This window comes from Micromonospora sp. C28ISP2-4 (assembly GCF_030519385.1).
GTDB lineage: Bacteria > Actinomycetota > Actinomycetes > Mycobacteriales > Micromonosporaceae > Micromonospora > Micromonospora tulbaghiae.
This window is the reverse complement of the sequence record NZ_JAUMKG010000001.1, coordinates 1,457,200-1,480,573: the sequence shown is the minus strand read 5'-3', so window position 1 is coordinate 1,480,573 and position 23,374 is coordinate 1,457,200. Positions and strand designations below refer to the sequence as shown.

Here is a 23,374-nt window from a genome sequence, read left to right as displayed (position 1 = left end):
CATGGCAGACCGGCGAGAGGGCCGGAGTTTCCGCTCCGCCGCGACCCCTCCCGCCTGTTCTCCTGAAATACGTCACGGAGGTGACCGTGCAGTCTGAGGTGGTCCGCTACCAGGTCGACGACGAAACGGTTGCCTTGATCGAAGTCGAGCCGACGCCCGGTTTCCAGCCCGCCGGCTTCGGCGACGTCGCCGGCTGGGTACGCGAATCCGCGGCGCCGGCAGTCGCCGCCGCCCGGGAATTGCTGGAACAGGTCAAGACCGTCTCTCCCGACGCGGTGGAGGTGCGCTTCGGGATCAAGGCCACCGGCACGGCGAGCTGGGTGGTGGCGAAGGCGACCGGAGAGGCGAACTTCGAGGTCACACTCGCCTGGCAGCCGGAGGGCCCCACCGACCGCGGCGCCGGCCCACGGCGCTGACGGACGGGCCAGCCCGTGACAACGGCCCCGGACGAGTGCTCGTGGGCGGTGGCTCTGCACCGTGAGGCGGACCCGCACACGGCGCTCGGCACCGGCATCGTCATCGCCACCAACCTGGTGCTCACCTGCCACCACGTGGCGTTCACCGCCGACGGCACCCTCCGCCCCGATCTCACCGTCGCCTTTCCGCGCGCACCCAAGGTCGCCTACTTCGACCGGCGCAAGGTCCGGCAGTGCCGGCACGACGGCATGCGGGAGGCGTACGTCGACCTGGTCGTCCTCGAGCTCGTCGAGCCGGTGCCGGCGACCGTCACGCCGGCCCGGCTGCGCTGCCTCGCCCCCCAACCGCTGCTCGACCGTCCCTTCTGGGCGTACGGCTTCCCGGCCGGAGTGGTCGGCGGCCTTCAGGCGACCGGTTCCGTCGTCGAAGCCGGCGGGTACGGCCACGTCACCATCGACAGCGGCGCCGCCGGGCCGCTCAGCAAGGGGTTCAGCGGGGGCGCCGTGTGGTCCCCGGAGTATCAGGCGGTGGTCGGCGTGGTCGTCACGGCCGACGGCAAGGGAAAGGGCCAGGCGGTCACCCTGAGCCACGCCGACGAACAGGTGCCGGCCATGACGTTGGGCGCGTTGTCGGCCTGGCGGGTCGAGGACGCCGACGACGCCGCGCTCTCGGCGTGGGGGTGGACGTTGAGCACCGACGGCGAGGCCGGCCGGCACTGGCTGCCCCGGGCGCGGGGCGTCGCCGTGGACACCGAGGGTGGTGCGCGGTTCCGGGGGCGTGCGGCCGCGCTCCGGCGGATCGTCGACTTCATCGACGGGGAGGCGCCCGTGACCGGGCCGCTGATCGTCACCGGCTCACCCGGGGTCGGTAAGTCCGCCGTCCTGGGACGCGTCGTGACGACGGCCGACCAGCAGATCCGGGACAGCCTGCCGGGCGGCGACAACGCCGTGCGGGCCACTGTCGGCTCGGTGTCCTGCGCCGTGCACGCCAAGGGCAAGACCGCGCTCGAGGTGGCGGTCGAGATCGCACGGGCCGCCGCCGTCGACCTGCCAGCTGCACCGGCCGACCTGATGCCGGCGGTACGTGACCGGCTGGCGCGTCGTCCGGCTCGCTTCGCGCTCGTCATCGACGCGCTGGACGAGACGGCCGACCCCGGTCAGGCGCGGCAGGTCGTCGACGACCTCCTGCTGCCGCTGGCCCGGGAGTGCGGCCGGTACGGCGCCCGGGTGGTCGTCGGCACCCGGCGCGGCGACGACCGGGGCGACCTGATCTCCTGCTTCGGTGGCCCGGTCGAGCTGGTGGATCTGGACACGCCCGAATACTTCGCCGAGGCCGATCTGGTGAACTACGCCCTGGCGACCCTGCGGCTGCTCGGCGCGGAACGGCCGGGCAATCCGTACAACGATCCGGCGGCGGCTGCCCCGCTGGCCCGCCGCATCGCCGAGCTGGCGAAGGGAAACTTCCTGGTGGCCGGTCTCGTCGCCCGGGCACACGCGCTGCGCGACATCGCGCCGGTCGACCCGGCCTCGGTGTCGTTCACCGCGACAGTGGCCCATGCGCTCGACTCCTACCTGGCCGGGTTGCCGGCCGCCGGCTCGGCCTCCGCCCGGCTCGCCCTCACCGCCCTGGCGTACGCCGAGACGCCGGGTCTGCCGCTGTCGCTCTGGCGGACCGCGGTGACCGCGCTCGGCGGCACGGTCACGGAGGACGAACTCCTCGCGTTCGCCCGTACGTCGGCGGCGAACTTCCTGGTCGAGACCGGCGGCGGTAGCGAGCCCGCGTACCGCCTGTTCCACCAGGCCCTCAACGACGCGTTACTGGCCGGGGCGACCCGCTGGGACGACCAGCGACGGCTGGTCGCCGCCTGGACGGACCTGGCGGCCGAGGTGGGATGGGCCTCGGTGCCCGACTACCTGCGGCGCTCGCTGCCCCAGCACGCCTCCCGCGCCGGGCTCGTGGAACGGCTCCTCGCCGACGAGGGCTACCTTCTGCACGCGCACCTGGAGCGGTTGCTCTCGGTCGTCGACGTGGAGAGACCACTGGAGCCGCTGTCCCGATCACGGGTGCGGCTGCTGCACCGCACGCCGCTCGCGGTCGCGGCGGCGCCGGCGGAGCGCGCCGCTCTCTTCTCGGTGGTCGACCGGCTCGACGGGTTGGACAGCGGGATCGAGGCCGACGCCGCGCCGTACCGCGCGCGCTGGGCGCACACCCCGCCCCGGCAGGAGCGCAGCGTGCTGGACGGGCATTCGCAGGCCGTCTACGACGTGGCGGCCGTCGAGCTGGACGAGCGGTGGTTGCTCGCATCCGCCGGGGACGACGGCACGGTCCGGCTCTGGGATCCGTTGACCAACCAGGCCGTGGCGGTCCTCACCTGTCACGACGACACGATCCGCGGGCTGTGCGCCGTCCGCACCGGGGCCGGCGAGACGCTGATCGCCACCGCCAGCCACGACGGGACCGTCGGCCTCTGGGATCCGCGTACCGGTCAGCGCCGGCACGAACTGCGCGGGCACGACGACTGGGTCCGCAACATCTGCGTCATCCCGTTGCCGGACGGCGACCTGCTCGCCTCGGCGGGCGACGATCGGACGGTCCGGATCTGGGATCCGGTGACCGGGACGCAGCGCTACGCGTTGACCGGGCACTCGGGCTGGGTGACCGCCGTGACGTACGTCCCGGCGGGCGGCCGGCACCTGCTCGCGTCCACCGGTTTCGACGGCGTGGTACGGGTCTGGGAGCCGACATGCGGCACGCGCCCGACGCTGACTCTCACCGGACACGTCGGCTGGGTGACCACCCTCTACGCCGTTCGTGCGCCGGGCGGCACGTTGCTCGCCTCGGCCGGCTACGACGGCACGGTCCGGCTCTGGGATCCGCAGAGCGGCGAATGCGTCCACGTCCTGGAAACCGGCGGACCCGTCACCGATCTCTGCACGGTCGAGGTCGACGAGGGCTGCCTGCTCGTGTCGACGGGTGAGGACGGGCTCATTCGTGTCTGGGACGTGCCGACCTGGACCAGCCGGCCGAGCCTGCGGGGACACGCGAGCTGGATCCGTGCGGTCTGCGAGCTGCGCACGGCGAAGGACCGGATGCTGGCGACGGCGGGTGACGACGGCACGGTGCGGCTGTGGGACCCGGCCGGCGGCCGACCCGACGCGGTCGCCGAGCGGGACCGGCTCGGGCCCGTGCACAGCCTCTGCGCGGTCCCTGACGAGCGACCGGGCCTGGTCGCGTCCGGCGGTGCCGACGGCCGGGTGCGGATCTGGGACGCCGCCACGGGCGAGCGGCTGAAGGAGATTCCGACTCCCGGAGGGCCGGTCAACGCGATGTGCGCGGTCGACGACGTCGAGGAGCCGCTGCTCGTCACCGCGCAGGACGACAACACGGTCGGGACGTGGAGTGTGCGGCACGGCGTTCAGGAGGGGGCGATGACCGAGCACCACGCCCCGGTGGCGGCGGTCTGCCCGATCGTCATCGGCGGTGAGACGCTCGTCGCGTCGGCCGGCGACGACCAGGCCATCCGGCTCTGGCACCCGCAGACCGGCGTCGTCCGGGCGGTCCTGCTCGGGCACGTCACGCGTGCCTGGGTGACCGCCCTCGCGACGGTCCGGTGGCCCAGCGTGGAGGCGCTCGCGTCGGCCGACAAGAGCGGCACGGTAATGCTGTGGGGCGGTGGTGACACACCGGTTTGGACCCGGCAGGGACACCAGGATGCGGTCACCGCGCTCTGCGGCCTCGTCGTGGCGGGTCGCCGGATGCTGGCGTCGGCCAGCGCCGATCACACGATCCGTCTGTGGGACGCCGAGTGGGGCGAACCTGTGGGCGTGTTCACCGGCCACACGGCTGCCGTCACCGGGTTGAGCCTGGTGCGCGTCGGTGGCCGGGATCTGCTCGCCTCGACCAGCCGGGACCGGACGGTGCGGATCTGGGATCCGTCCACCGGACGGGCAGTGCACACCATTCCCGTCTATCACCCGGCGCTCACCTGCTGCACGGTCGGCGGAACGTTGCTCGTCGGCCTTGACCAGGGGCTGCTGGCGTTGGACGTCGGCGTTCAGAGCGACCTGCCACCCGAGGCCGCCGACCGTGCGGTCGCTCGGGTGGCGGTGCGCTGTTGATCGGCGTCGCCGCTGGTCAGGGGCGCAGCACGTAGCGCCCGCGTACCCCGCCCTCGGCCATCGCCCGGTGCGCGTCCGCCGCCCGGTCCAGCGGCAGCACCGCGTGCACCCGGGTCGGCAGCTCACCGGTCGCGGTGCGGGCGAGCAGGTCGGTGAGGCGTACACCGTCGGCGCGGGTCTCGATCACGCGGACGGTGACGCCGCGCTCGGCGGCCGGCTGCGCGTTGGGCCGCACGCCGACGAACGCGCCGCCGTCGCGGACCAGGGCGAGCGCCTGCTCCTGCCACGCGGCGGCGTCGGCGACCGCGTCCCAGCCCGGTTCGGCGGCGGTGGTGAAGTCGGCGCCGAGGCTGCGGGCGAACTTCTCGTCCGCGGCCCGCGCCAGGCCGGTCACCCGCCATCCCCGGGCCGCCGCGAGCGCGAGGACGTACCCCCCGACCGCGCCGGCCGCCCCGGTGACCAGCAGCCGGCCGCTGGCGGGCGGCTCGCCGAGCAGATCGACGACCTGCGCCGCGGCCAGGCCGTTGAGCGGCACCGTCGCCGCCGCCACCAGGTCCAGATCATCGGGTACGACGGCGAGGTCGGCCGCCGACACGACGAGCTGTTCGGCGTACGTGCCGTAGTCGCGGTCGAACCCGACCACCAGACCGGCGACCCGGGTGCCGGCGGTCAGGTCGACGCCCGGGCCGGCGGCGTCGACGGTGCCGGCGAAGTCCCAGCCCAGGCCGGTGTGGTGCGGCTGGTCGATCAGCCCCAGCGAGTGGAAGAAGCCGCCCGCCACTCCGAGGTCGACGGGGTTGACCGCCGCCGCGGCGACGGCCACCCGGACCTGGCCGGGCCCCGCTCGCGCTGCGGGACGTCGACGATCTCGATCGCGTCGGGTCCGCCCGGGGTGCGGACGACGGCGGCGCGGAAGGTACGCGTACCCATTGTGGTGTCTCCTTGGTTTTGAGGGGCGACCTGCTCCACGATGGAGGGGTAACTTTCTTTCGGGAAGTACGCACTTCGGAGTGCGTTGGGTACCCCGGGGTGGGAGGCGCGGACGATGCCGACGCAGACGGCGGCGCAGAAGCGGGCGCAGGCGCGGGAGGAGTACGATGCGTTCCTCGCCGGCTGTCCGAGCCGGCAACTCCTGGACCGGATCTCCGACAAGTGGGTCGCGCTGATCCTGGCCGCGCTGGGCCGTGACGGTCCCGACAACAACGCCGAGCCGCAGGTCATGCGCTACTCCGAGCTGTCCCGCCGGCTGGCCGGGGTCAGCCAGAAGATGCTCACCCAGACGTTGCGCTCACTGGAACGCGACGGCCTGGTCACCCGCACCGTGACGCCGACCGTGCCGGTGACTGTCACCTACGAACTGACCGACCTGGGCCTGTCGCTGCACCGGCTGACGTACGGCATCAAGGTGTGGGCCGAGGCGCACATGGACGAGGTGCACGCCAACCGCGAGCGGTACGACGCCGCAGCCGATCGCTGACCGGCCGCGCCGGGATTTTCCGAAACTTTCGGCCCTGGTTGCAGCTCTCGTCGCGTTTCGCTCTCACGGACATCTCTGGACTCCCGCGCTGATCAGCCGGTCGAGTCCATGTTCGCGTTGACATCGACATTGACCGATCATGCCGTCGCGGATATCTTCCCAGGGAAGTTACCGGTACATCTTCGAAAAGTTTCAGGGCAGTGACGCGGGGGTGGGCGCACCGCCGGCTCCCACCCGCGTCCAGCCGGGCATCGCCAGCGCATCATCGTCCGATATGCAGAGGAGTGTCATGAAACATCTACCGAGGCGCAGCCACCGCGTGGTGCTGGCCGCCGTCACCAGCGCGCTGGCACTTGCCGGTGCCGCGCTCGTGGTGCCCAGCCTGGCCCAGGCGGCGGCGAGCACGCTCGGTGCCGCCGCGGCACAGTCGGGCCGCTACTTCGGCACCGCCATCGCGGCGAACCGGCTGGGCGACTCCACGTACAGCACCATCGCGGCGCGTGAGTTCAACATGATCACGGCCGAGAACGAGATGAAGCCGGAAGCGCTGCAGCCCAACCGGGGCCAGTTCAACTTCTCCTCCGGCGACCAGATCTACAACTGGGCGACCCAGCGCGGTCTCCAAGTCCGCGGCCACACGCTGGCCTGGCACGCGCAGCAGCCCGGCTGGATGCAGAGCCTGAACGGCAGCAACCTTCGTCAGGCCATGATCGACCACATCAACGGCGTGATGGCCCACTACCGGGGCAAGCTCGCCGCGTGGGACGTGGTCAACGAGGCGTTCAACGAGGACGGCAGCCGCCGCAGCTCCAACCTCCAGGGCACCGGCAACGACTGGATCGAGGTGGCGTTCCGCACCGCCCGGGCCGCCGACCCGTCGACCAAGCTCTGCTACAACGACTACAACATCGAGAACTGGTCGTACGGCAAGACGCAGGGCGTCTACAACATGATCCGGGACTTCAAGTCCCGCGGCGTCCCGATCGACTGCGTCGGCCTCCAGACCCACTTCACCGGTGGCAGCTCGCTGCCCGGCAACTTCCAGACCACGCTGCAGAACTTCGCCGCCCTCGGCGTCGACGTGGCGCTGACCGAGGTCGACGTCACCAACTCGTCCACCAGCCAGTACGCCGGTCTGACCCAGGCGTGCCTGAACGTGCCGCGCTGCATCGGCATCACCGTGTGGGGCGTACGCGACAGCGACTCGTGGCGCTCCAACGAGAACCCGCTGCTGTTCGACGGCAGCGGCAACAAGAAGGCCGCGTACACCTCGGTCCTCAACGCCCTCAACGCCGCCACGCCCAACCCCACGCCGACCACAACGGCGACCGCGACCCCGACTACGACCCCGACCGCCGGGCCGACCACGCCGCCGCCGACCACCGGCGCGAGCCGGATCGTCGGTACCCAGTCCGGCCGGTGCATCGACGTACCGAACTCCTCGCAGAGCAACGGCACCCGGGTGCAGCTCTACGACTGCCACGGCCAGACCAACCAGCGGTGGACCTACACCTCCAGCCGGCAACTGACCGTGTACGGCTCGATGTGCCTGGACGCCGCCGGCTCCGGCAACGGCTCGGCCGTCCAGATCTACAGCTGCAACGGCCAGACGAACCAGCAGTGGAACGTCAACTCCAACGGCACCATCAGCGGAGTCCAGTCCGGCCGCTGCCTCGACGTCTGGGGCACCGGCAACGGCCAGCAGGTGCAGATCTACGACTGCAACGGCCAGGCCAACCAGCGGTTCCAGCTCGTCGCGGCGAGCTGACCTCCTCGTACGGAAAACGGCTCACCGTCGTGGCCTCGGCCGCGGCGGTGAGCCGTTTGCGTTGTGCTCGCGTGCTGCCCGTGTCAGCCGATCAGCAACTCCGAGCGGTACTCGGCAGCCAGCGCGGCGGCCCGGTTCCGGCGCTCGGCCTGCTCCTCGTCGGTGAGAGCCGGCGGCGGCGAGGTGGGACCGTCCACCCGGTCGCCGACGCGCAGGAAGTACTCGTCCTGACCGGCCGGGGTGCACATGCAGAGCAGCCGCGCGGGCTGGTCGAACGAGTTGCGGAAGAAGTGCGGCGCGTTCGCCGGAATGTTGATCGTGTCCCCGGCCCGCGCAACGGTCTGCTCGCCCCGGAACGTGAACTCCACAGCCCCGTCGAGCACCGTGAACATCTCCTCGAAGTCGTGCCGGTGCGGCGGCGGCCCACCGCCGGGCGGGACACGCATGTCGATCAGGCAGTAGCGGCCGGCCGTCTGCTCGCCGGTGACCAGGATCGTGTAGGTGCCGCCCGCGATGGCGAGGTGCGTGAGGGCGGGGTCGTCGGGACGGGCGTGGACGAGGGTACGGGTCGGATCGTCGGACGGGATCGCACCGCTGGCCATCGGCTCTCCTCGCTCGCGGGTCTGCTCATGGGGTCTGCGGATCGATACCCCTCATAGCCATCCGGAAAGCCGCTAAACCTGGGCGTCCTGGTGGACTGTCACGCCGGTCGGCGGGCGACCACCGCCAGGGCCATGCCGAAGAACTTCAGCGGCGATCGCTCGACCGCGTCGGTCACCGGCCGGATACGACGCCCGAATCGGGACCGGTCGAACGGCGGCATGATGTAGTCCACCGCTACCGGCTCCAGCCCGGCCCGCCGGAGCTGCGCGGACAAGCCGCGGGCGGTGAAGGAACGGGCGTCGGCCAGCCGCCGGTGCAGCGGCACGATCCACGGCAGAAACGGGCCCCGCGCCGGCCGGTACCGCTTCCCGCGGATCAGGAACCCGTGCGTCTCGAACGGGAACCACCGGTTGGGCGTCGTCAGCGCGAAGCGGCCGCCGGGAACGAGCACGCGATGGACCTGCCGCAGGGCGGCGTCGAGGTCGTCGATGTGTTCCACCACCTCGATGGCGGTGACCAGGTCGAAGCTCTCGTCCGGATAGTCCAGCTCGGTAGCGGACAGCTCCCGCACGTTGATCTTCCGGGCCGCCGCCGGGTCGTCGGCCAGCCGCTTCCGGAACAGCTCCAGCCGATCCTGCTGGATGTCCACGGCCTCGATCTGCTCGAACGCGCCGACCAGCCGCATCGTGTACGTGCCGTCCCCGCAGCCGATCTCCAGTAATCGCCGCCCGGTCAGCGATGTGTGCCGGCTCAGCGTGCCCAGCCTCTTCGCCACCCCGCGCTCACCGAACGCGCTGCCGTGCCCCAGCCCCAGGTGCCGGTCCGCATTCATCATGGTCGCTGACCCTAGCCCTAACGAACGTTAGCGTGGGGGCACCGATTTCGATGTGATCTCCGCCAAGGGCGGCCGCCGCCGTACTGCTGGCATCGGTCGGTCGGCTTCTCTCGTCCAACCGAGAAAGCGGCGGTGCAGCACCCCGGCCGGCGTCCACGGCATGTCCTCGGTGGCCTGGACGAGGTAGGAGCCGAGGTGGAGCGCCAGCGACACCGGCGCGCCGGCGAACTCCGCGCGTAGCTCCTGCTTCCGCGTCGGGCACGGCCAGGGCAGATCGCAGCCGCCACAGCTCCATACCGGCATGACCGGACCGTGGGTGGTCACCGCACACCATCCAGGAAACGAGCGGTGATCGTCCGTGCCTGCCGGCTGGTCGCCCATTCAACCTGCCAGCACGGGTACGGAGTCAGCCGCGACCACCAGGCGCGGCAGCCGGTGCACATGCCGTCGAGGCCTCGGACATGCACGGCCAGGATCGCCTGCTCCTGGTCGTCCTTCACTGCGGGTCCTCTCCCGGCCAGTGGCCACGATTGATGGGAATTCGGTGCCAGGCACCACACGGCAGGTCGGCTCCGCAGCGGCAGATCCGCCGCCATTTGCGCCAGCACCAGACCGGCCGATGCCTCCGGGCGAAAGTGAGGGCCGTCGCGATCAGGTACTCCTCGTACGAGACGTGCCGCCTGCTCGGAGGCATCCGGCCGCGCCCGCCGACGGCCATCCGGCTCACCGCTGCTTCGTCGGGACGTCCGGCGCCGGCCCTCGGTCGTCCTGGGATCGCCGTAGCTGCGCTGCGTGATCGAGTAACCGCTGGCGAGCCGCCACGTACTCGGCGTCCTGGTACTGCTGCCCTCTCCGGGGCGGTGGTTGGGGCTTGGGTTGCCGGAGCAGCCACCGGAAGAACTGGTCCAGGTGGCCACGCGTCGTCACGAGGCTGCCCGCTCAGGGCCGGAGACGGCGTCCCATTCCGGCACGCCATTCGGGTCGTCGGCATCGAAGTTCATGCCGGACACGGTTCCGTTGACTGAGCTTTGGCGACCATGTCGAGAGGTCATGTCACGGTGACATGAGCACACTCGACCTGCCGGTGCGCCGACCGTAGGCTCCGGGCTGAGCACCTTGGGTAGTCGCCCGACAACGCTGGGAGCCGTTGTGCTGCTAGGGAATCTCCGGATACCTGATGACCTCTGGTCGCGAGGGGACGTGCACACCGCCTTGGCGAGCCGTGACATAGGCGCACTGTTCCGGCTGCTCGCCCGGCACACGGGTGCAAGCCAAACCCGCATAGGTGCGGCCGTCGGCCTTGAGCAGGGCTACGTCAGCCGCATCATCGCCGGCCGACGGGTGACCTCGATCGACGTGCTGGAACGGATCGCCACCGGTTGTGGCATGCCCGACGGCGCCCGGATGACCCTGGGCCTCGCGCCCTGCCAGCGGTCATATCGCCCGGCCATGGCGGATCACTCCCGCGGTCGGCACAGTGACGTGCCGGCCAACCGGTCCTGGCGCGAGGACGTCCGGGCCGCCGCGCAGCTATGGGAAGGCGATGTGAACCGTCGAGACATGCTTCGCCAGACAGTGTTCAGCTCCAGGCATACACCCTGCCCGCCCTACGCTGGTTCACCGCCACCACAGCGCAGCCCGTCGAGCAGGAGGGGCGGCGGGCAGTCGGTCAACCCGACATCGACACCATCCGCCAGATGGCCGCCACCTATCGGCGACTCGACAACCAGTACGGCGGCGGGCACGCGCGCGACAATGTCACCCGCTTTCTGCACCACGAGGTCACACCCCTGGTCATCGAGGGCCGGTACGACCCGGCGACCGGACGCACACTGCTCACCGCCGTTGCCGAACTGGCCCAACTCGCCGGTTGGCAGGCGTACGACATGGCCGAACACGGCCTTGCCCAGCGCTACCTCACTCAGGCTCTCGACCTGGCCAGAACGGCCGGCGACGCCGGATTGGGCGCCGAGATCCTCGCCGCGATGAGCCACCAGGCCACCTACCTCGGGCACGCCGCCACGGGCATCGACCTCGCCCGTGCCGCCCGGCAGACAGCACAGCGCGCCGGTCTCACCGTCCTGACTGCCGAAGCGCTGGTCATGGAAGCCCACGCTCACGCTGTCGCCCTTCAGGAACGGGACTGCGCCGCCGCGCTTCACCAAGCAGAGCAAGCCCTCGACCGCGCGGACCGCAGCAGCGACCCGCAATGGCTCGGCTACTTCGACGAGGCGTACCTGTCAGCCAAGTTCGGCCACTGCTTCCACGCGCTCGGCCAACACCGTCGAGCCGAACGCTTCGCCGCTCGCTCCCTGAAGATGGACGAGCGCTACGTACGCGGCAAAGCGTTCAACCTCGCCCTGCTGGCCAGCGTCCATGCTCGCCACGGCGAGCCGGAACGTGCCAGCGCCGTCGGGACGGAAGCCCTCACCCTGACCGCGCAGCTACGGTCGGCCCGTGCCGTTCGCTACGTGCGCGATCTGCAAACCGGTCTGACACCCCACCGTCGCGAGCCAGCAGTACGGCAGTTCATGACCCGGGTCGACGCGGCGCTCGGCCAACGGCGCTGACTACAGCTCACCCCGAGCCTTACGCGCCACCAACTCCAATACTGCGATCACCGTGCCGGCGCCAACGATCTCACCCTCGGAGACGAGTCGCCGCGCCTCCTCCAGCGGCACCCAGGCCACCCGCTCGGTCTCGTTGACGTCCACGGGAGCGCCGATGTGCTCCGCCTCCCGGGCAAGAAACAGCAAGTTCTCCGCGTCCGCGGTCGCCACCCACGGCTGAAACGACAGCAACGGCTCTACTGCCTCCGGACGCCAGCCGGTCTCCTCCTCGACCTCCCGGACCGCGCACTTCGCCGGATCCTCGCCCTCATCGACGTAGCCGCCCGGCAGCTCCCACACCCACCGGTCGAACACGAACCGGTGCCGCCGCATCAGCAGCAGCCGCTCCTGGCCGTCGAGAACGGCCACCATGGCCGACCGGGGCGCCCGGATCACGTACTGCTCGAATCGGATCCCGTCCGGCAATTCAACATCCGCGATGCTCAGCCGGGAGCGTCGGCTGCCGTCCACGACCCGCTCACCATGAATCGTCCACCGCGTCGACCTGCCAGCCACTTCGTCCGTCACTCGGCCAGTATCCGACCGGTGGTGCCGGAGCGCTGTCGAGCGGTGCCCCGACGACTCGACTCGGGCCCGACCGCCGCTTCCTCCGCGCCGGATGTACGAACCCTGCTCATCAGGCTGACAGGCGCGGCCAGGATTGAGGCCACGCTTCCAGGCGAATGACTATTCGCAGGAGGCTTGCCTCAAACGCGGCCTCATCAAGATCGCCTTCTCGGTCGCGGACCACAAGTCGCTCAGGTCATCCTCGATGGCGCCAAGTTCGACGAGTCGGTCGGCGCAGGCGAGGCTTCTCTGACGCGCCTCGGCTGGGCTGCCGGTGCTAATGGTCATCTTGTCTGCGACCACTGTCAGTGTGCAGCGTGCCTCTGCCGTGATGCCACGGCCGGCGGTCTCTACTGCCCGCAGGGTTCCTTCGGGCCCTCGAACGATCTCGACGAACAGGCCGAGCAGCCGCGAATTGCGCACAAGCGGTCCGTCCGTCATCGTCTGCCCTCCAGCTGTTCGGTCCACCGCCGCTTCGGAGAGCATCCCCGACGCGGAAGTCAGACTGGCGGTTGGTCTGCTGTAATTCGCTGCGGTACCGGCCTCGATCATGGCAACAGCGGCCCCGAGCGGGACCGCTGACCTGTGGAGGAGTGGGCCGCCAGGGACTCGAACCCTGAACCTATGGATTAAAAGTCCACAGCTCTGCCATTGAGCTAGCGGCCCGCACGGCACAGGTTACCCGAACCCGATCAGCCGGGCGCGCGTCGCGCATCGGCCCTCCGGCACGACACGACGCCGCTTCGGGGCCCTCCGCTGCGTCCGCGGACCGTTACGCTTCGGCAATGTCGAGCTGGCGCCGACACGGCCTCAAAGCGGAAGCCGCAGTGGTGCCTGCCGTCGCCCTGGTGGCCCTCCTCGGCCTGGTCGTGCAGTCGGACGGCATCGACACCGCCGCCGAACTGGTCGCGCTGCTCGTCGTCCTGGCGTCCTCCGCCGCGCTCTACCTGCGCCGGCGATACCCGGTGGCGGTGGGCCTGGTGGCGCTGGCCGCTGTCGCCGCGTACGGGGCTCTGCTGCACCGGCCCGGGCCGATCATGCTGGTGTTCGTCGTCGCGCTCTACACGGTCGTCGACGAGGGGCACCTCGCGGTCGCGGTGGGGCTCGGCCTGGCCTCTGTCGTCTCCTTCGCCGTCGCCGACAGCTACACCCGGACCGGCGTCAGTGGGAACGGGGCGACGCTGCTGCACGCCGGGTGGCTGGTCGCGGTCATCGTCGGCGTGACCCGCAACCGGCGGGCCTATCTCGCCGAGGTGCAGGCCCGGGTGCTGGCCGCGGAGCAGCGTAAGGAGGAGGAGGCCCGCCACCGGGCCACCGAGGAGCGGCTGCGGATCGCCCGCGAGCTGCACGACCTGCTCGGCCACCATCTCTCGCTGATCAGTGTGCAGGCGAGCGCCGCGTTGCACCGGCCCGATCCGGAGCGGTCGGCGGAGGCACTCACCGTGATCAAGCAGACGAGCCGGGAGACGCTACGCGAGCTGCGGGCGGCGCTCGGCGTACTGCGGCAGGAGGGTACGTCGCCGAGCCGGCCGGCGCCCGGTCTCGAACGCCTCGACGAGCTGGTCACGGCGGCCGGGCAGTGCGGGCTGGTGGTGCGTACCGAGGTGACGGAGGTCGGGCCGCTGCCGCCGGAGGTGAATCTGTCCGCGTACCGGATCGTCCAGGAGGCGCTCACCAACGTGAGCCGTCACGCGGGCGCGAGCACGGCGGTGGTCCGGGTCGTGCCGGACGGCGACGAGGTGCTGGTGGAGGTGGCCGACGACGGCGCCGGTCCCACGGGTCCGCCCGGGAACGGGATCCTCGGCATGGGCGAACGGGCCCGGGCGCTGGGTGGCTCGCTCACCACCGGGCCGGGGCCGGACGGCGGGTTCCTGGTGCGGGCCCGTCTCCCGCTGCGGCCCGCCCCGCTGCCTGTCCCGGCGCCCCGCGCGGAACCTGGGGAGACGGCATGATCCGGTTGCTGCTCGCCGACGACCAGACTTTGGTACGCGCCGGCTTCCGCTCCATCCTCGACGGCGAGGACGGCATCGAGGTGGTCGGCGAGGCCGCAGACGGCGCCACTGCGGTACGGCTGACGCGGGAACTGCGGCCGGACGTCGTACTCATGGACATCCGGATGCCGCTGCTGGACGGGCTGGCCGCCACCCGGGAGATCGTCGCCGGCACCGACGCCCGGGTGATCATCCTGACCACCTTCGACCTGGACGACTACGTCTACGGTGCGTTGCGGGCCGGCGCGAGCGGCTTCCTGGTCAAGGACACCGAGCCGGCGGAGCTGATCCACGGCGTACGGGTGGTGGCGCGGGGCGACGCGTTGATCGCCCCGGCCGTCACCCGCCGGCTGATCGCCGAGTTCGCCGCCCGGACCCGGCACCCGGACCCGGGCCCTCGGCTGAACGCGCTCACCGAGCGGGAACGGGAGGTGCTCGCCCTGGTGGCCGCCGGCCTGTCCAACGACGAGATCGCGGCCCGGCTGGTGCTGAGCCCGGCCACCGCGAAGACGCACGTCAGCCGGATCATGACCAAGACGCGGGTACGGGACCGGGCCCAGCTCGTGGTGCTCGCGTACGAGTCGGGGCTCACCGTGCCCGGCTGGCTCACCGCCTCCTGACCGAGCCGCCGGACAGAACCAACTGCCGGGACGGAACGAGCCGCCGGGACGGAACGAGCGGCCGGACGGAACGAGCGACCGGGTCAGGCGGTGCGCCGAGAACGGGCCAGCGCCAGCCCGCCCAGCACCGCCCCGATCAGCCCGAACGCCACCCCGGCGACCGCACCGGCCCGTCCCTGACCGCTACCGAGACCCTCGGTGGTCAGCGCCAGGTGCCACACGCTGAGGACGAGGCTGACCAGTCCGGCCGCTACCGCTACCAGGGCCTGGACCCGCCCCTCGCCCGGCCCGCGACGGGAGCGGGCCAGCGCCAGCCCGCCGACGACCACGCCGGCCAGGCCCACCAGGGCGATGACTGTGGCGCCGGCCCGCCCGGAGCCGCCGATGCCCCCGGCGGCGAGCGAGGCGTGCGCGGCCGGGGCGAACTCTCCGACGACTGTGGTGGCGAGCAGGTGACGGATCGACATTCTGGGACTCCCTCGGGTCGCGGCAAGTGGTGACGGCGGCAGCGTATGGACGCGCATCGCCGCCGGTCGTCGCCCCGGAGTCGTCGATCCGGCTACCACCACGGGAGTACGCGCTCCGCCCGCCGTACCCCAGGGGTTGTCTTCAGGCGTGAACGGCGGCGGCCGGGGAACCTGGGCCACCATGCGAGTCACGACCACCGCCGCCGTGGCGGCGTCCCGCGAGGTGCCGGGCGACGACGGCGTACGGCGGCCCGGCGGTGAGGTGCACGCCTGGCTGCCGGGCCAGAACCAGACGCTGTGCGGGCTGCCGCTGAGCCGCACCCGGCTGCGCCGCTTCCCGCACGTGCCGTTCGACTACTCCGGCACCGACGTGCTCACCGAGGCCGACCCGGAGAGCTGGCTCTGCCCCCGCTGCCTGGCCGCGACGGCCGGTCGCCGCGAGCGGGAGAAGGGCTGGGTGCGCACGAACCCCCGTCCGTGAGCGGTTGCTGCCCGGTTCAGCGGGTACGGCACGACCATGCGCATCGTGATCGTGGGGGCGACCGGCAACGTGGGGACGGCGGTGCTGCGCCGCCTGCGGCGGGAGGCGGGCACCGAACTGGTCGGCGTGGCCCGCCGGCTGCCCGGACCGGACGCCGGTGAGCCGTACGACGACGTCGAGTGGCACTCCTGCGACATCGGCGCGCCCGGCGCGGCCGACCAGCTCGTCCGGGTCTTCGCCGGGGCGCGGGCAGTAGTGCACCTGGCCTGGCAGATCCAGCCCAGCCACGACCGGCGCACGCTCTACCGGACCAACGTCGGCGGCAGCCGCGCGGTGATCGAGGCCGCCGTCCGGGTCGGCGTTCCGGCCCTGGTGTACGCCTCATCGGTCGGCACCTACGCGCCCGGCCCGAAGAACCACCCGGTCAGCGAGAACTGGCCGGCGACCGGGGTGGAGACGTCGTCGTACAGCCGGGACAAGGCAGAGGTGGAGGCACTGCTCGACGGCGTGCAGCGGGAGCACCCGAACCTGCGCGTGGTACGGCTACGGCCGGGACTGATCTTCCAGCGCGAGGCCGGTACGGAGATCAGCCGCTACTTCCTCGGCCCGCTGGTCCCGGTACGCCTGCTGCGGTACGGCCGGATTCCGCTGGTGCCGTCGAACAAGCGACTCCGGATGCAGGCGGTGCACGCCGACGACGTGGCCGACGCGTACGCCCGGGCGGTTCTGGGGGACGCGAGCGGCGCCTTCAACGTGGCGGCCGACCCGGTGCTGACGCCGGAGCTGGTGGCCCGGCACTTCCACGGCTGGACGGTGCCGGTGGCGACGCCTGTGCTGCGCGCCGCGGCGGCGGTGACCTGGCGGGCGCGGCTGCAACCGGTCGACACCGGCTGGGTCGACCTGGCGCTGAACGTGCCGCTGATGTCCAGCCATCGTGCCGAGACCGAACTCGGGTGGACACCGGCCGTCGACACGGTGACCGCCCTGAAGGAGCTGTTCGCCGGCATGGCCGGTCGGGCCGGCACCGACTCACCGCCGCTGTCCCCGGACCCGACCCTCCCCGGCCGCCCGGCAGCCCTGACCCGAGGCCACCTCCCCGGCCACCCCAACCCCTACTGACCGCCCTTCGCCGCTGCGTCTTCATGCCCTGTTGATCAAGGAGTTTGTGTCCCGCGCAGAGATCAACCAGGACACGAACCCCTTGATCACCGAGCCAAGAGGGCAAACGCGGGGGTGAACGGGCGGGGCGAGTGCCGACGGGCCGGGAATTGGCCGACGATCATGAGGTTGACGGCATGACACGCCGACGGGGAGGCTGCCAACTTCATGATCAACAGCGCGGGGCGAACCGGTGGGGAGGGGGAGAGGGTCAGGAGATGCGGGCGCCCAGGAAGAAGATGCCGGGGTGGCCCTGTGTCTCGAAGCCTCGGCTGGGATTTCTCCGCAGGGTGCTGCTGTCGATCTTCAGCGTGCCGGTGCGGTTGTTGCTGACGAAGAAGATCGCGCCGCCGCCCTCGTTCGCGCTGTTGTCGTCGATCACCGTGCCGGCGATCCGTACCGCGAACTCGTTGCCGTCGCAGTAAATCGCGCCGCCACTGCCACCACCGGGCGTGCCGCCCCGGGCCGGGTTCGCGCCCGTACCGACCGCGCGGTTGTCCCGGAAGACGCTGTTCAGCACCGTCCAGGAAACGCCGATGCTGCTCAGCGCCCCGCCGTTGGCGCACACCCCGCCGGTGAAGGTGCTGCTCACCACGTACACCGGTTTGTTCTCGAACTGGCTGAGCACGCGCAGCGCGGCGCCCCCGAGGTCCGGGCCGGTACGGTCGCAGCGGTTGTCGACGAACCGTGAGTTGATCACGGCGAACCGCCCGCCGCGTACGAAGATCGCGCCGCCCCCACCGCCCTCGGTGCGATCGCCCGTGGCGTCCCCGTCGGCGAACGTCAGGTTCTGCACGGTGAGCCGCGGGTGGTCCTGGTTCTGGCAGTGCGAGGTGGTGAAGCCCTGCGCCTTGTCGCAGGTGTTCATGTAGAGGATGCGACGCTTGCCCCCGCCGCTGAACGTGACCTTGCCGCCGCCGTCCAGTACGACGCGCGGGCCGTGCGAGTTCGCCACCTTGGCGGTGGCCTTCATGGTGATGGTCACCGGCGCCGGTCCGCAGTCGAACGTGATGACGCCACCGGCCGCGACGGCCTTCACCACCGCCTCCGAGGTGCAGGTCGCCGGGGTGCCGCTACCGACGGTACGGGTCGGGCGCGAGGTGTCCACCGGACGCGCCTCGGCCGGCACGCTCGCCCGGCCGGCGGGGTTGCCGGCGCGGAACGCCACGGTGGCGGGGGTGGGGCTCGGCCGGGCGCTACCCAGTCCGGAACGCCCATTCGGGGTGGGCGACGGGGCGGCTGCCGGACCGGCCGACGAGCCGGCGGCGTCGGCGGCGGCGGGTGCGGGGGCCGGATCGTCGCCACAGGCGGGCAGCGTCGCCGTCGCCAGGGCGAGGACGAGCAGAGTGACAGCCGACTTCACGCGCACCGCCCGATGCTAGGAGGACCGTCCGCCCCGGCACGACCCCACAGCCGATCCTTAACCCGCCGCTAAGCCGGCACCGGAGCCGCAGCCCAAGCCGGAGCCGCAGCCCAAGCCGATACCGGAGCCGGAGTCGCGGAGCCGCCGCCGGCACCTGAACCCGCGACCGCGCGGCAGCAGGCAGCGCCCCGGGCACCGCGTGCGACGGTCAGGCGTGCGACAGCGCGAACGCGACCAGGAAGCCGAGCACGGTGATCAGCCCGACCAGCAGGTGCGCGTCCGCGAACGCCTCCGGGACCATGGTGTCGGTGATCATCGCGAGGATCGCGCCCGCGGCGAGCGCGGTGATCGTCGCCAGCACCTCGGGCGGCGCGCCGCCGAGCAGCGTGTACCCGGCCAGCGACGCCGCCCCCGAGATCAACGCGATGGCCGTCCACAGCCCGAACACGTAGCGCCGGGTGCGCCCGGCCTGCCGCATGCCGGCCGCGCTGGAGAGCCCTTCCGGCACGTTGCTGAGGAACACCGCGATCACCGTCACCAGGCTGACCGGGCCACCGGCGAGCAGGCTCGCGCCGATCACCACCGATTCGGGTACGCCGTCGAGCAGCGCGCCGACCGCGATCGCCGAACCGGAGCCGGGCTGCTCCCGCTCGGAGGGCTGTTCGTCGCCGGAACGCTTGCGGTGCCGGGCGCCGTGCCGGGCCAGCAGCACGTTGGCCCCGGTGTACGCCAGCGCGCCGGCCGCCGCGCCGATCGCCACCGGCAGCAGGCCGCCCTGCTCGTGCGCCTCGTCGATCAGCTCGAACGTGACGGCGGACAGCAGCACGCCCGCCCCGAACGCCATCACCGAGGCGGTCACCCGGCGCGGTACGCGCACGAAGAACCCGACGGCCGCCCCGATCAGCAGGGCCGACCCGGCGAGCAGGCCCCAGAATCCCGCTTCCAGCCACTCCGGCACGCGCTGGACCCTACCCCCGGCGCGGCGCCGTCAACCGGGTCAGAAGTCGGCGAACAGGTGGGGCAGTTCACGGGGGAAGAGACGGCGCAGCTCACCGGCCGCGTCCACCGGCACCTCGCCCAGTCCGCGTACGACCACCTCGGCCGGGTCGAGCACCCCGTACGCCAGGGCGGAGAGCCCGGCGGCGGTGAGCCGCGCGACGGGCACGCCGCCCTCGCCGGCGGTCTGCGCCGGCAGCACCGCCAGCTTGCCGGTGGTGCCGTCGAGCAGGTGCCGGCCGGCGAGCCAGCGGTCGCCGACCAGCTCGACCAGCACCCGGCCCACCCCGACCGGCTGGTCGGCGAGCGCGTCCAGGCTGAGCAGCCGGGCCATCGGCGCGGTCGGGTCGGGCCGGGCCACCCGTGCCTCCACCTGCACGTCGAGGTCGGTCAGCCACAGCTCGGGCAGTTCGTCCGGGGTCACCTGGACGCTGATCCGGGCCACCTGGTCGACGTGCCGGGCGAAGAACTGGAGGACCGACGCGCGGGCGTACGCGTCGTCGACCAGCAGGTCGTCGGCGAACAGTGTGCCGGCGTGGTCGTCGATCCGGTAGGTCACGGCGCCGACCGTCTCGCCGCCCCGCACCACGCTGACCAGCCAGCGGTCGTCCCGGTCGCGCAGGCCGACCGCCCGGAAGTCCGGGAAGACGGCGAAGCCGTGCCGCTCGCGCAGGCACCGCTCGGTGTACGCGCGCCACCGCGCGTACCCGGCGCCGATCCGCTCCCAGACCAGCTCGTCGGGCAGCTCCGCGCGCAGCAGCGGCGCCAGGTCCGCCGGGTTGAGGACCGCGGTACGCCGCCGGGGCAGCCCGATGTAGCCGAAGCGCTCGTAGAACGAGGCGCGGAACGGGTGCAGCGCGGTGAGCTGACGGCCCTCGTCGCGCATGCCGTCGAGGAGCTGCTGCATCAGCGTGCGGACGTGGCCGCGCCGGCGGGCCAGCGGGTGGGTGGCCACGCCCGCGACGCCGGCCATCGGCAGCACCGCGCCGCGCAGGTTCTGCCGCATCGGTATCGCCGAGACGGCCGCCGCGGTGACCCCGTCCTCCTCGGCCACCAGCGTCGTGTTCCCCGCGTTGTACGGCAGATAAGCGCGGAACTGGTCGGTCCGGGAGGCCGCCATCGGCGACGCCTCGAACGCGTACGCCTGGAGCGGGAAGCTGGTGGTCAGTCGTTCATCGGCGGCCAGCCGGCGGATGTGCATCCGTTCATCCCAACCGCACGGGGCGCGGTCCGCAACCGGAAAGGACGCCCGCTCACGCCTCGGTGACGTCCGAGATGACCACCGTCACGTTGTCCGGCGCGCCGGCCTGGTGGGCCAGTTTCACCAGTTGCTCGCCGCACTGCTGGCGGTCCCCGTAGGTGGCGAGCGCCGCGGCGATGGCGGCGTCCTCCACGTAGTCGGAGAGGCCGTCGCTGCACAGCAGCAGCCGGTCGCCGGCGAACACGGTGAGCGCCCCGACGGCGGGTGGCGCGTCGGAGCCCTGCACCGCGCGGGTGACGAGCGAGCGCTGCGGGTGGTGCCGGGCCTGGTCGCGGGAGAGCGCGCCCTGGTCGACGAGCGCCTGCACGAACGTGTCGTCGCGGGTGAGCTGGGTCAGCTCGTGGTCGCGCAGCAGGTAGCAGCGGGAGTCACCGACCTGGGCCAGCACCAGGGTGTCGCCGGCGAGCAGGGCGGCGGTGAGCGTCGTACCCATGCCGTCGCGGGCCGGGTCGACGGTGATGGCCGCGCGGATGCGCTGGTTCGCGGTGCTCACGACGGCGCGCAGCGCGTCGGCCGCCTCGTCGGCGCCGGTGGGCGGCGTCAGCTCGTCCAGGATCCGGATGACGATCTCGCTGGCCACCTCACCGGCGGGGAGCCCGCCCATGCCGTCGGCCACCGCCACGAGGCGGTCACCGGCGAGGGCGGAGTCCTCGTTGTTGGTCCGGACGAGGCCGACGTCGTTGAGGATGGCCGAGCGGAGGATGAGCGTCATGACGACAAGCTTGCCAAGAAGAACGGCTCCGCGTCTGCACGCGCTGGCGGGTCTGCTGAAAGAAATGTCATCAGCTTGCATCCTGGGTATGCGTCAACTGTCCAGTGTGGATGGACGAGGATAGCGCAGCAGGAGGCTCGCGTGGACCTCCTCCTCGCCCACCGCCGCGTAGGTGTGCGGCACGTCGGACGTCCACCGCAGGTAGCCCCCGGGGCCGGCGGTCAGCGGGGCGTCGACCGGGCCGGCGCGCAGTACGCCGGAGAAGACCGTCACGTGTTCGGTCACGCCGCTGGAGTGGGCGGGGGAGAGCTGCGCCGGCCCCGGAGCGACCCGCATCCGGTACAGCTCGTAGGTCGCCTCCCGGTCGTCGAACACGTCCAGCAGCGTGGCGCCGACCGCGGCTCCGCGTACGGTCGGCGCCTCGCCGGGGGCGGAGAGCACGGCGGTCAGCGGTACGCCGAGCTGCGCGGTGATCGCGTACAGGGTCTCCAGCCGGGGGTTGCGCACGCCGTTCTCCAGGCCGGAGAGCGTGGCCTTGCCGACGCCCGCGAGGCGGGCCAGCTCGGACAGGGAGATGCCCCGCTCGGTGCGGAGCGAGCGGATGCGCCGGCCGACCTCCCGGGCGCCCCGGTCATCGGCTGGTGCGGCGGCTGTCATGGGGGCTATCGTGCTACACCGTGCCGTTCCGTAAACGGAACGGTCGGAGGAGGAGAGCATGGGCGGTCGGCTCCAACCCGTCCTGGCCGGCGTGGTGACCGCCCTGGTCGGCTTCGCCAGCTCGTTCACAGTCGTCCTGGCCGGGCTGCGCGCGGTCGGCGCCGGCCCGGACCAGGCCGCCTCGGGCCTGCTCGCGCTCTGCGTCGCCAGCGGCGCCTGCGCGGTCTGGCTCGGCCTGCGGCACCGGCTGCCGCTGTCCATCGCCTGGTCCACGCCCGGCGCGGCGCTGCTCGTGGCCACCGGGCCGGTCGCCGGCGGCTGGCCCGCAGCGGTCGGCGCCTTCCTGCTCGCCGGGCTGCTGATCATCGCGGCCGGGCTGATCCCCGCGCTCGGCCGCGCGGTCGCCGCCATCCCCGCCCCGATCGCCTCCGCCATGCTCGCCGGGGTGCTGCTGCCCCTGTGTACGGCGCCGGTACGCGCCCTGGTCGAGGTGCCCTTGCTGGCCGGTCCGGTGGTGCTGGTCTGGCTGCTGCTGCACCGGTTCGCCCGCCGGTGGGCGGTGCCGGGCGCGCTCGCCGTGGCGGTGGTCGCTATCGCGCTGACCACCTCCGGGCCGGCCCGGCTGGACGCCGCACCCGTCGTCGCGTTCACCGCGCCGGCCTGGACGCTGCCCGCCGTCGTCGGGCTCGCGCTGCCGCTGTTCCTGGTCACCATGGCCGCGCAGAACGTGCCCGGCACCGCGGTGCTCGCCGGGTACGGCTACCGGGCCCCGCTGGGCTCGGCGCTGCGGGTGACCGGGCTCGCCACCGCGCTCGGCGCCCCCGCGGGCGGGCACGCGGTGAACCTCGCCGCGATCACCGCCGCCCTGGCCGCCGGCCCGGACGCCCATCCGGACCCGGAACGGCGCTGGATCGCCTCGGTCACCGCCGGGATCGGCCTGGCCCTGCTCGGCCTCGGCGCCGGCGTGGCCACCGCCCTGGTGCTGCTCTCCCCGCCGGTGCTGGTCGAGGCCGTCGCCGGGCTCGCCCTGCTCGGCGCGCTCGCCGGAGCCGTCACGGCGGCGGTCGCCCAGCCGGACGCGCGGGAGGCAGCGGTGGTGACGTTCGTGATCACCGCCTCCGGGGTGAGCCTGCTCGGGGTGGGCGGCGCGTTCTGGGGACTGGTCGCGGGCTGGCTGATGCTGCTGCTGTTCCGCCGCCGGGCGGTCGTATCCCCGCCGGTCGAGCCGCCCCGGACCGAATCCGCCCCGTCGCTTTCCGGCCGGACCGGGTGAC

At 72.3% G+C, this 23,374-nt stretch carries 21 protein-coding genes, 1 tRNA gene and 2 pseudogenes; 10 read left to right on the top strand and 14 right to left on the bottom strand.

Annotated features, from left to right (window positions below; genetic code table 11):
• Positions 1 to 98 precede the first annotated feature (98 nt).
• Together Q3W68_RS07115 and Q3W68_RS07110 are read left to right on the top strand one after the other, a co-directional pair.
• Complete coding sequence (locus Q3W68_RS07115) at positions 99 to 416, top strand: CU044_2847 family protein (protein ID WP_036345426.1); 318 nt, start codon at positions 99 to 101, stop codon at positions 414 to 416.
• 15 nt (positions 417 to 431) lie between these two features.
• Positions 432 to 4,535 (top strand): trypsin-like peptidase domain-containing protein, encoded by a 4,104-nt coding sequence (locus tag Q3W68_RS07110; protein ID WP_302904658.1) that lies wholly within the window; start codon positions 432 to 434, stop codon positions 4,533 to 4,535.
• A gap of 16 nt (positions 4,536 to 4,551) precedes the next feature.
• Here the strand turns inward: Q3W68_RS07110 and Q3W68_RS07105 are convergent, their stop codons facing one another.
• Positions 4,552 to 5,358: an NADP-dependent oxidoreductase gene (locus tag Q3W68_RS07105; RefSeq protein ID WP_302904656.1), complete on the bottom strand. Its 807-nt coding sequence runs from the start codon at positions 5,356 to 5,358 to the stop codon at positions 4,552 to 4,554.
• 222 nt (positions 5,359 to 5,580) lie between these two features.
• Between Q3W68_RS07105 and Q3W68_RS07100 the strand changes: the two genes are divergently transcribed.
• Together Q3W68_RS07100 and Q3W68_RS07095 are read left to right on the top strand one after the other, a co-directional pair.
• The gene (locus Q3W68_RS07100) at positions 5,581 to 6,012 is read left to right on the top strand and encodes a helix-turn-helix domain-containing protein (protein ID WP_302904655.1); all 432 of its coding nucleotides are present in this window, start codon (positions 5,581 to 5,583) and stop codon (positions 6,010 to 6,012) included.
• A 289-nt stretch (positions 6,013 to 6,301) separates the two neighbouring features.
• On the top strand, positions 6,302 to 7,780 hold the full coding sequence (locus tag Q3W68_RS07095) for an endo-1,4-beta-xylanase (protein ID WP_302904654.1): 1,479 nt from the start codon (positions 6,302 to 6,304) through the stop codon (positions 7,778 to 7,780).
• An 83-nt stretch (positions 7,781 to 7,863) separates the two neighbouring features.
• On the opposite strand, the gene Q3W68_RS07090 is transcribed toward Q3W68_RS07095, so the two are convergent.
• From Q3W68_RS07090 to Q3W68_RS28280, 4 genes and pseudogenes are all read right to left on the bottom strand, one after another.
• Positions 7,864 to 8,382 (bottom strand): cupin domain-containing protein, encoded by a 519-nt coding sequence (locus Q3W68_RS07090; RefSeq protein ID WP_302904653.1) that lies wholly within the window; start codon positions 8,380 to 8,382, stop codon positions 7,864 to 7,866.
• A gap of 98 nt (positions 8,383 to 8,480) precedes the next feature.
• Entirely contained in the window at positions 8,481 to 9,218 is a 738-nt protein-coding gene (locus tag Q3W68_RS07085; RefSeq protein ID WP_302904652.1) for a class I SAM-dependent methyltransferase, read from the bottom strand.
• Between the two features lie 27 nt (positions 9,219 to 9,245).
• Complete coding sequence (locus Q3W68_RS28285; protein ID WP_368045724.1) at positions 9,246 to 9,542, bottom strand: hypothetical protein; 297 nt, start codon at positions 9,540 to 9,542, stop codon at positions 9,246 to 9,248.
• Positions 9,539 to 9,841: pseudogene (locus tag Q3W68_RS28280) on the bottom strand (hypothetical protein); the annotation flags it as partial. The gene Q3W68_RS28285 and the pseudogene Q3W68_RS28280, both read right to left, overlap by 4 nt.
• A 526-nt stretch (positions 9,842 to 10,367) precedes the next feature.
• On the opposite strand from Q3W68_RS28280, the pseudogene Q3W68_RS07075 reads away from it, so the two are divergent.
• Positions 10,368 to 11,788 (top strand): annotated as a pseudogene (locus Q3W68_RS07075) (helix-turn-helix domain-containing protein).
• On the opposite strand, the gene Q3W68_RS07070 reads toward Q3W68_RS07075, so the two are convergent.
• The 3 genes from Q3W68_RS07070 to Q3W68_RS07060 form a co-directional block, all read right to left on the bottom strand.
• Positions 11,789 to 12,355, bottom strand: coding sequence for an NUDIX hydrolase (locus Q3W68_RS07070; RefSeq protein WP_302904650.1), 567 nt, complete (start codon positions 12,353 to 12,355; stop codon positions 11,789 to 11,791).
• A gap of 159 nt (positions 12,356 to 12,514) precedes the next feature.
• On the bottom strand, positions 12,515 to 12,946 hold the full coding sequence (locus tag Q3W68_RS07065) for a hypothetical protein (protein ID WP_302904649.1): 432 nt from the start codon (positions 12,944 to 12,946) through the stop codon (positions 12,515 to 12,517).
• Between the two features lie 42 nt (positions 12,947 to 12,988).
• A tRNA-Lys gene (locus tag Q3W68_RS07060) sits at positions 12,989 to 13,060 on the bottom strand.
• A 119-nt stretch (positions 13,061 to 13,179) separates the two neighbouring features.
• On the opposite strand from Q3W68_RS07060, the gene Q3W68_RS07055 reads away from it, so the two are divergent.
• Together Q3W68_RS07055 and Q3W68_RS07050 are read left to right on the top strand one after the other, a co-directional pair.
• Positions 13,180 to 14,346, top strand: a complete 1,167-nt coding sequence (locus Q3W68_RS07055; protein WP_302904648.1) for a sensor histidine kinase — start codon at positions 13,180 to 13,182, stop codon at positions 14,344 to 14,346.
• A complete protein-coding gene (locus tag Q3W68_RS07050; protein ID WP_302904647.1) occupies positions 14,343 to 15,005 on the top strand; it encodes a response regulator transcription factor in 663 nt (220 codons plus the stop codon). The genes Q3W68_RS07055 and Q3W68_RS07050 overlap by 4 nt, the downstream gene beginning before the upstream one ends.
• Before the next feature lie 83 nt (positions 15,006 to 15,088).
• Here the strand turns inward: Q3W68_RS07050 and Q3W68_RS07045 are convergent, their stop codons facing one another.
• On the bottom strand, positions 15,089 to 15,472 hold the full coding sequence (locus tag Q3W68_RS07045; protein ID WP_302904646.1) for a DUF6223 family protein: 384 nt from the start codon (positions 15,470 to 15,472) through the stop codon (positions 15,089 to 15,091).
• A gap of 181 nt (positions 15,473 to 15,653) precedes the next feature.
• On the opposite strand from Q3W68_RS07045, the gene Q3W68_RS07040 reads away from it, so the two are divergent.
• The gene (locus Q3W68_RS07040) at positions 15,654 to 15,953 is read left to right on the top strand and encodes a hypothetical protein (RefSeq protein ID WP_120574039.1); all 300 of its coding nucleotides are present in this window, start codon (positions 15,654 to 15,656) and stop codon (positions 15,951 to 15,953) included.
• 36 nt (positions 15,954 to 15,989) lie between these two features.
• The gene (locus Q3W68_RS07035) at positions 15,990 to 17,072 is read left to right on the top strand and encodes an NAD-dependent epimerase/dehydratase family protein (RefSeq protein ID WP_302904645.1); all 1,083 of its coding nucleotides are present in this window, start codon (positions 15,990 to 15,992) and stop codon (positions 17,070 to 17,072) included.
• Between the two features lie 250 nt (positions 17,073 to 17,322).
• On the opposite strand, the gene Q3W68_RS07030 is transcribed toward Q3W68_RS07035, so the two are convergent.
• From Q3W68_RS07030 to Q3W68_RS07010, 5 genes are all read right to left on the bottom strand, one after another.
• Positions 17,323 to 18,474, bottom strand: a complete 1,152-nt coding sequence (locus Q3W68_RS07030) for a hypothetical protein (RefSeq protein WP_302904976.1) — start codon at positions 18,472 to 18,474, stop codon at positions 17,323 to 17,325.
• Between the two features lie 208 nt (positions 18,475 to 18,682).
• Positions 18,683 to 19,432 carry a ZIP family metal transporter gene (locus tag Q3W68_RS07025; protein WP_302904644.1) on the bottom strand — a complete coding sequence of 250 codons (750 nt, stop codon included), beginning with the start codon at positions 19,430 to 19,432 and terminating at the stop codon, positions 18,683 to 18,685.
• 39 nt (positions 19,433 to 19,471) lie between these two features.
• Entirely contained in the window at positions 19,472 to 20,671 is a 1,200-nt protein-coding gene (locus Q3W68_RS07020) for an enhanced intracellular survival protein Eis (protein WP_302904643.1), read from the bottom strand.
• A 52-nt stretch (positions 20,672 to 20,723) separates the two neighbouring features.
• Positions 20,724 to 21,443 (bottom strand): PP2C family serine/threonine-protein phosphatase, encoded by a 720-nt coding sequence (locus Q3W68_RS07015; protein WP_099162983.1) that lies wholly within the window; start codon positions 21,441 to 21,443, stop codon positions 20,724 to 20,726.
• A 93-nt stretch (positions 21,444 to 21,536) separates the two neighbouring features.
• On the bottom strand, positions 21,537 to 22,100 hold the full coding sequence (locus Q3W68_RS07010; protein ID WP_302904642.1) for a helix-turn-helix domain-containing protein: 564 nt from the start codon (positions 22,098 to 22,100) through the stop codon (positions 21,537 to 21,539).
• A gap of 58 nt (positions 22,101 to 22,158) precedes the next feature.
• Here Q3W68_RS07010 and Q3W68_RS07005 point away from each other — a divergent pair, with 58 nt between their 5' ends.
• Positions 22,159 to 23,373, top strand: coding sequence for a benzoate/H(+) symporter BenE family transporter (locus Q3W68_RS07005; protein ID WP_302904641.1), 1,215 nt, complete (start codon positions 22,159 to 22,161; stop codon positions 23,371 to 23,373).
• Position 23,374 lies beyond the last annotated feature (1 nt).

What these genes read in the sequence shown, in the direction of transcription:
- Q3W68_RS07085 (WP_302904652.1), bottom strand. Translation starts at nt 9,218, where the DNA reads ATGATGAATGCGGACCGGCACCTGGGGCTGGGGCACGGCAGCGCGTTC.
- Q3W68_RS07065 (WP_302904649.1), bottom strand. Translation starts at nt 12,946, where the DNA reads ATGATCGAGGCCGGTACCGCAGCGAATTACAGCAGACCAACCGCCAGT.
- Q3W68_RS07035 (WP_302904645.1), top strand. Translation starts at nt 15,990, where the DNA reads ATGCGCATCGTGATCGTGGGGGCGACCGGCAACGTGGGGACGGCGGTG.
- Q3W68_RS07045 (WP_302904646.1), bottom strand. Translation starts at nt 15,472, where the DNA reads ATGTCGATCCGTCACCTGCTCGCCACCACAGTCGTCGGAGAGTTCGCC.
- Q3W68_RS07095 (WP_302904654.1), top strand. Translation starts at nt 6,302, where the DNA reads ATGAAACATCTACCGAGGCGCAGCCACCGCGTGGTGCTGGCCGCCGTC.
- Q3W68_RS07090 (WP_302904653.1), bottom strand. Translation starts at nt 8,382, where the DNA reads ATGGCCAGCGGTGCGATCCCGTCCGACGATCCGACCCGTACCCTCGTC.
- Q3W68_RS07010 (WP_302904642.1), bottom strand. Translation starts at nt 22,100, where the DNA reads ATGACAGCCGCCGCACCAGCCGATGACCGGGGCGCCCGGGAGGTCGGC.
- Q3W68_RS07055 (WP_302904648.1), top strand. Translation starts at nt 13,180, where the DNA reads ATGTCGAGCTGGCGCCGACACGGCCTCAAAGCGGAAGCCGCAGTGGTG.
- Q3W68_RS07100 (WP_302904655.1), top strand. Translation starts at nt 5,581, where the DNA reads ATGCCGACGCAGACGGCGGCGCAGAAGCGGGCGCAGGCGCGGGAGGAG.
- Q3W68_RS07050 (WP_302904647.1), top strand. Translation starts at nt 14,343, where the DNA reads ATGATCCGGTTGCTGCTCGCCGACGACCAGACTTTGGTACGCGCCGGC.
- Q3W68_RS07005 (WP_302904641.1), top strand. Translation starts at nt 22,159, where the DNA reads ATGGGCGGTCGGCTCCAACCCGTCCTGGCCGGCGTGGTGACCGCCCTG.
- Q3W68_RS07040 (WP_120574039.1), top strand. Translation starts at nt 15,654, where the DNA reads ATGCGAGTCACGACCACCGCCGCCGTGGCGGCGTCCCGCGAGGTGCCG.
- Q3W68_RS07020 (WP_302904643.1), bottom strand. Translation starts at nt 20,671, where the DNA reads ATGCACATCCGCCGGCTGGCCGCCGATGAACGACTGACCACCAGCTTC.
- Q3W68_RS07015 (WP_099162983.1), bottom strand. Translation starts at nt 21,443, where the DNA reads ATGACGCTCATCCTCCGCTCGGCCATCCTCAACGACGTCGGCCTCGTC.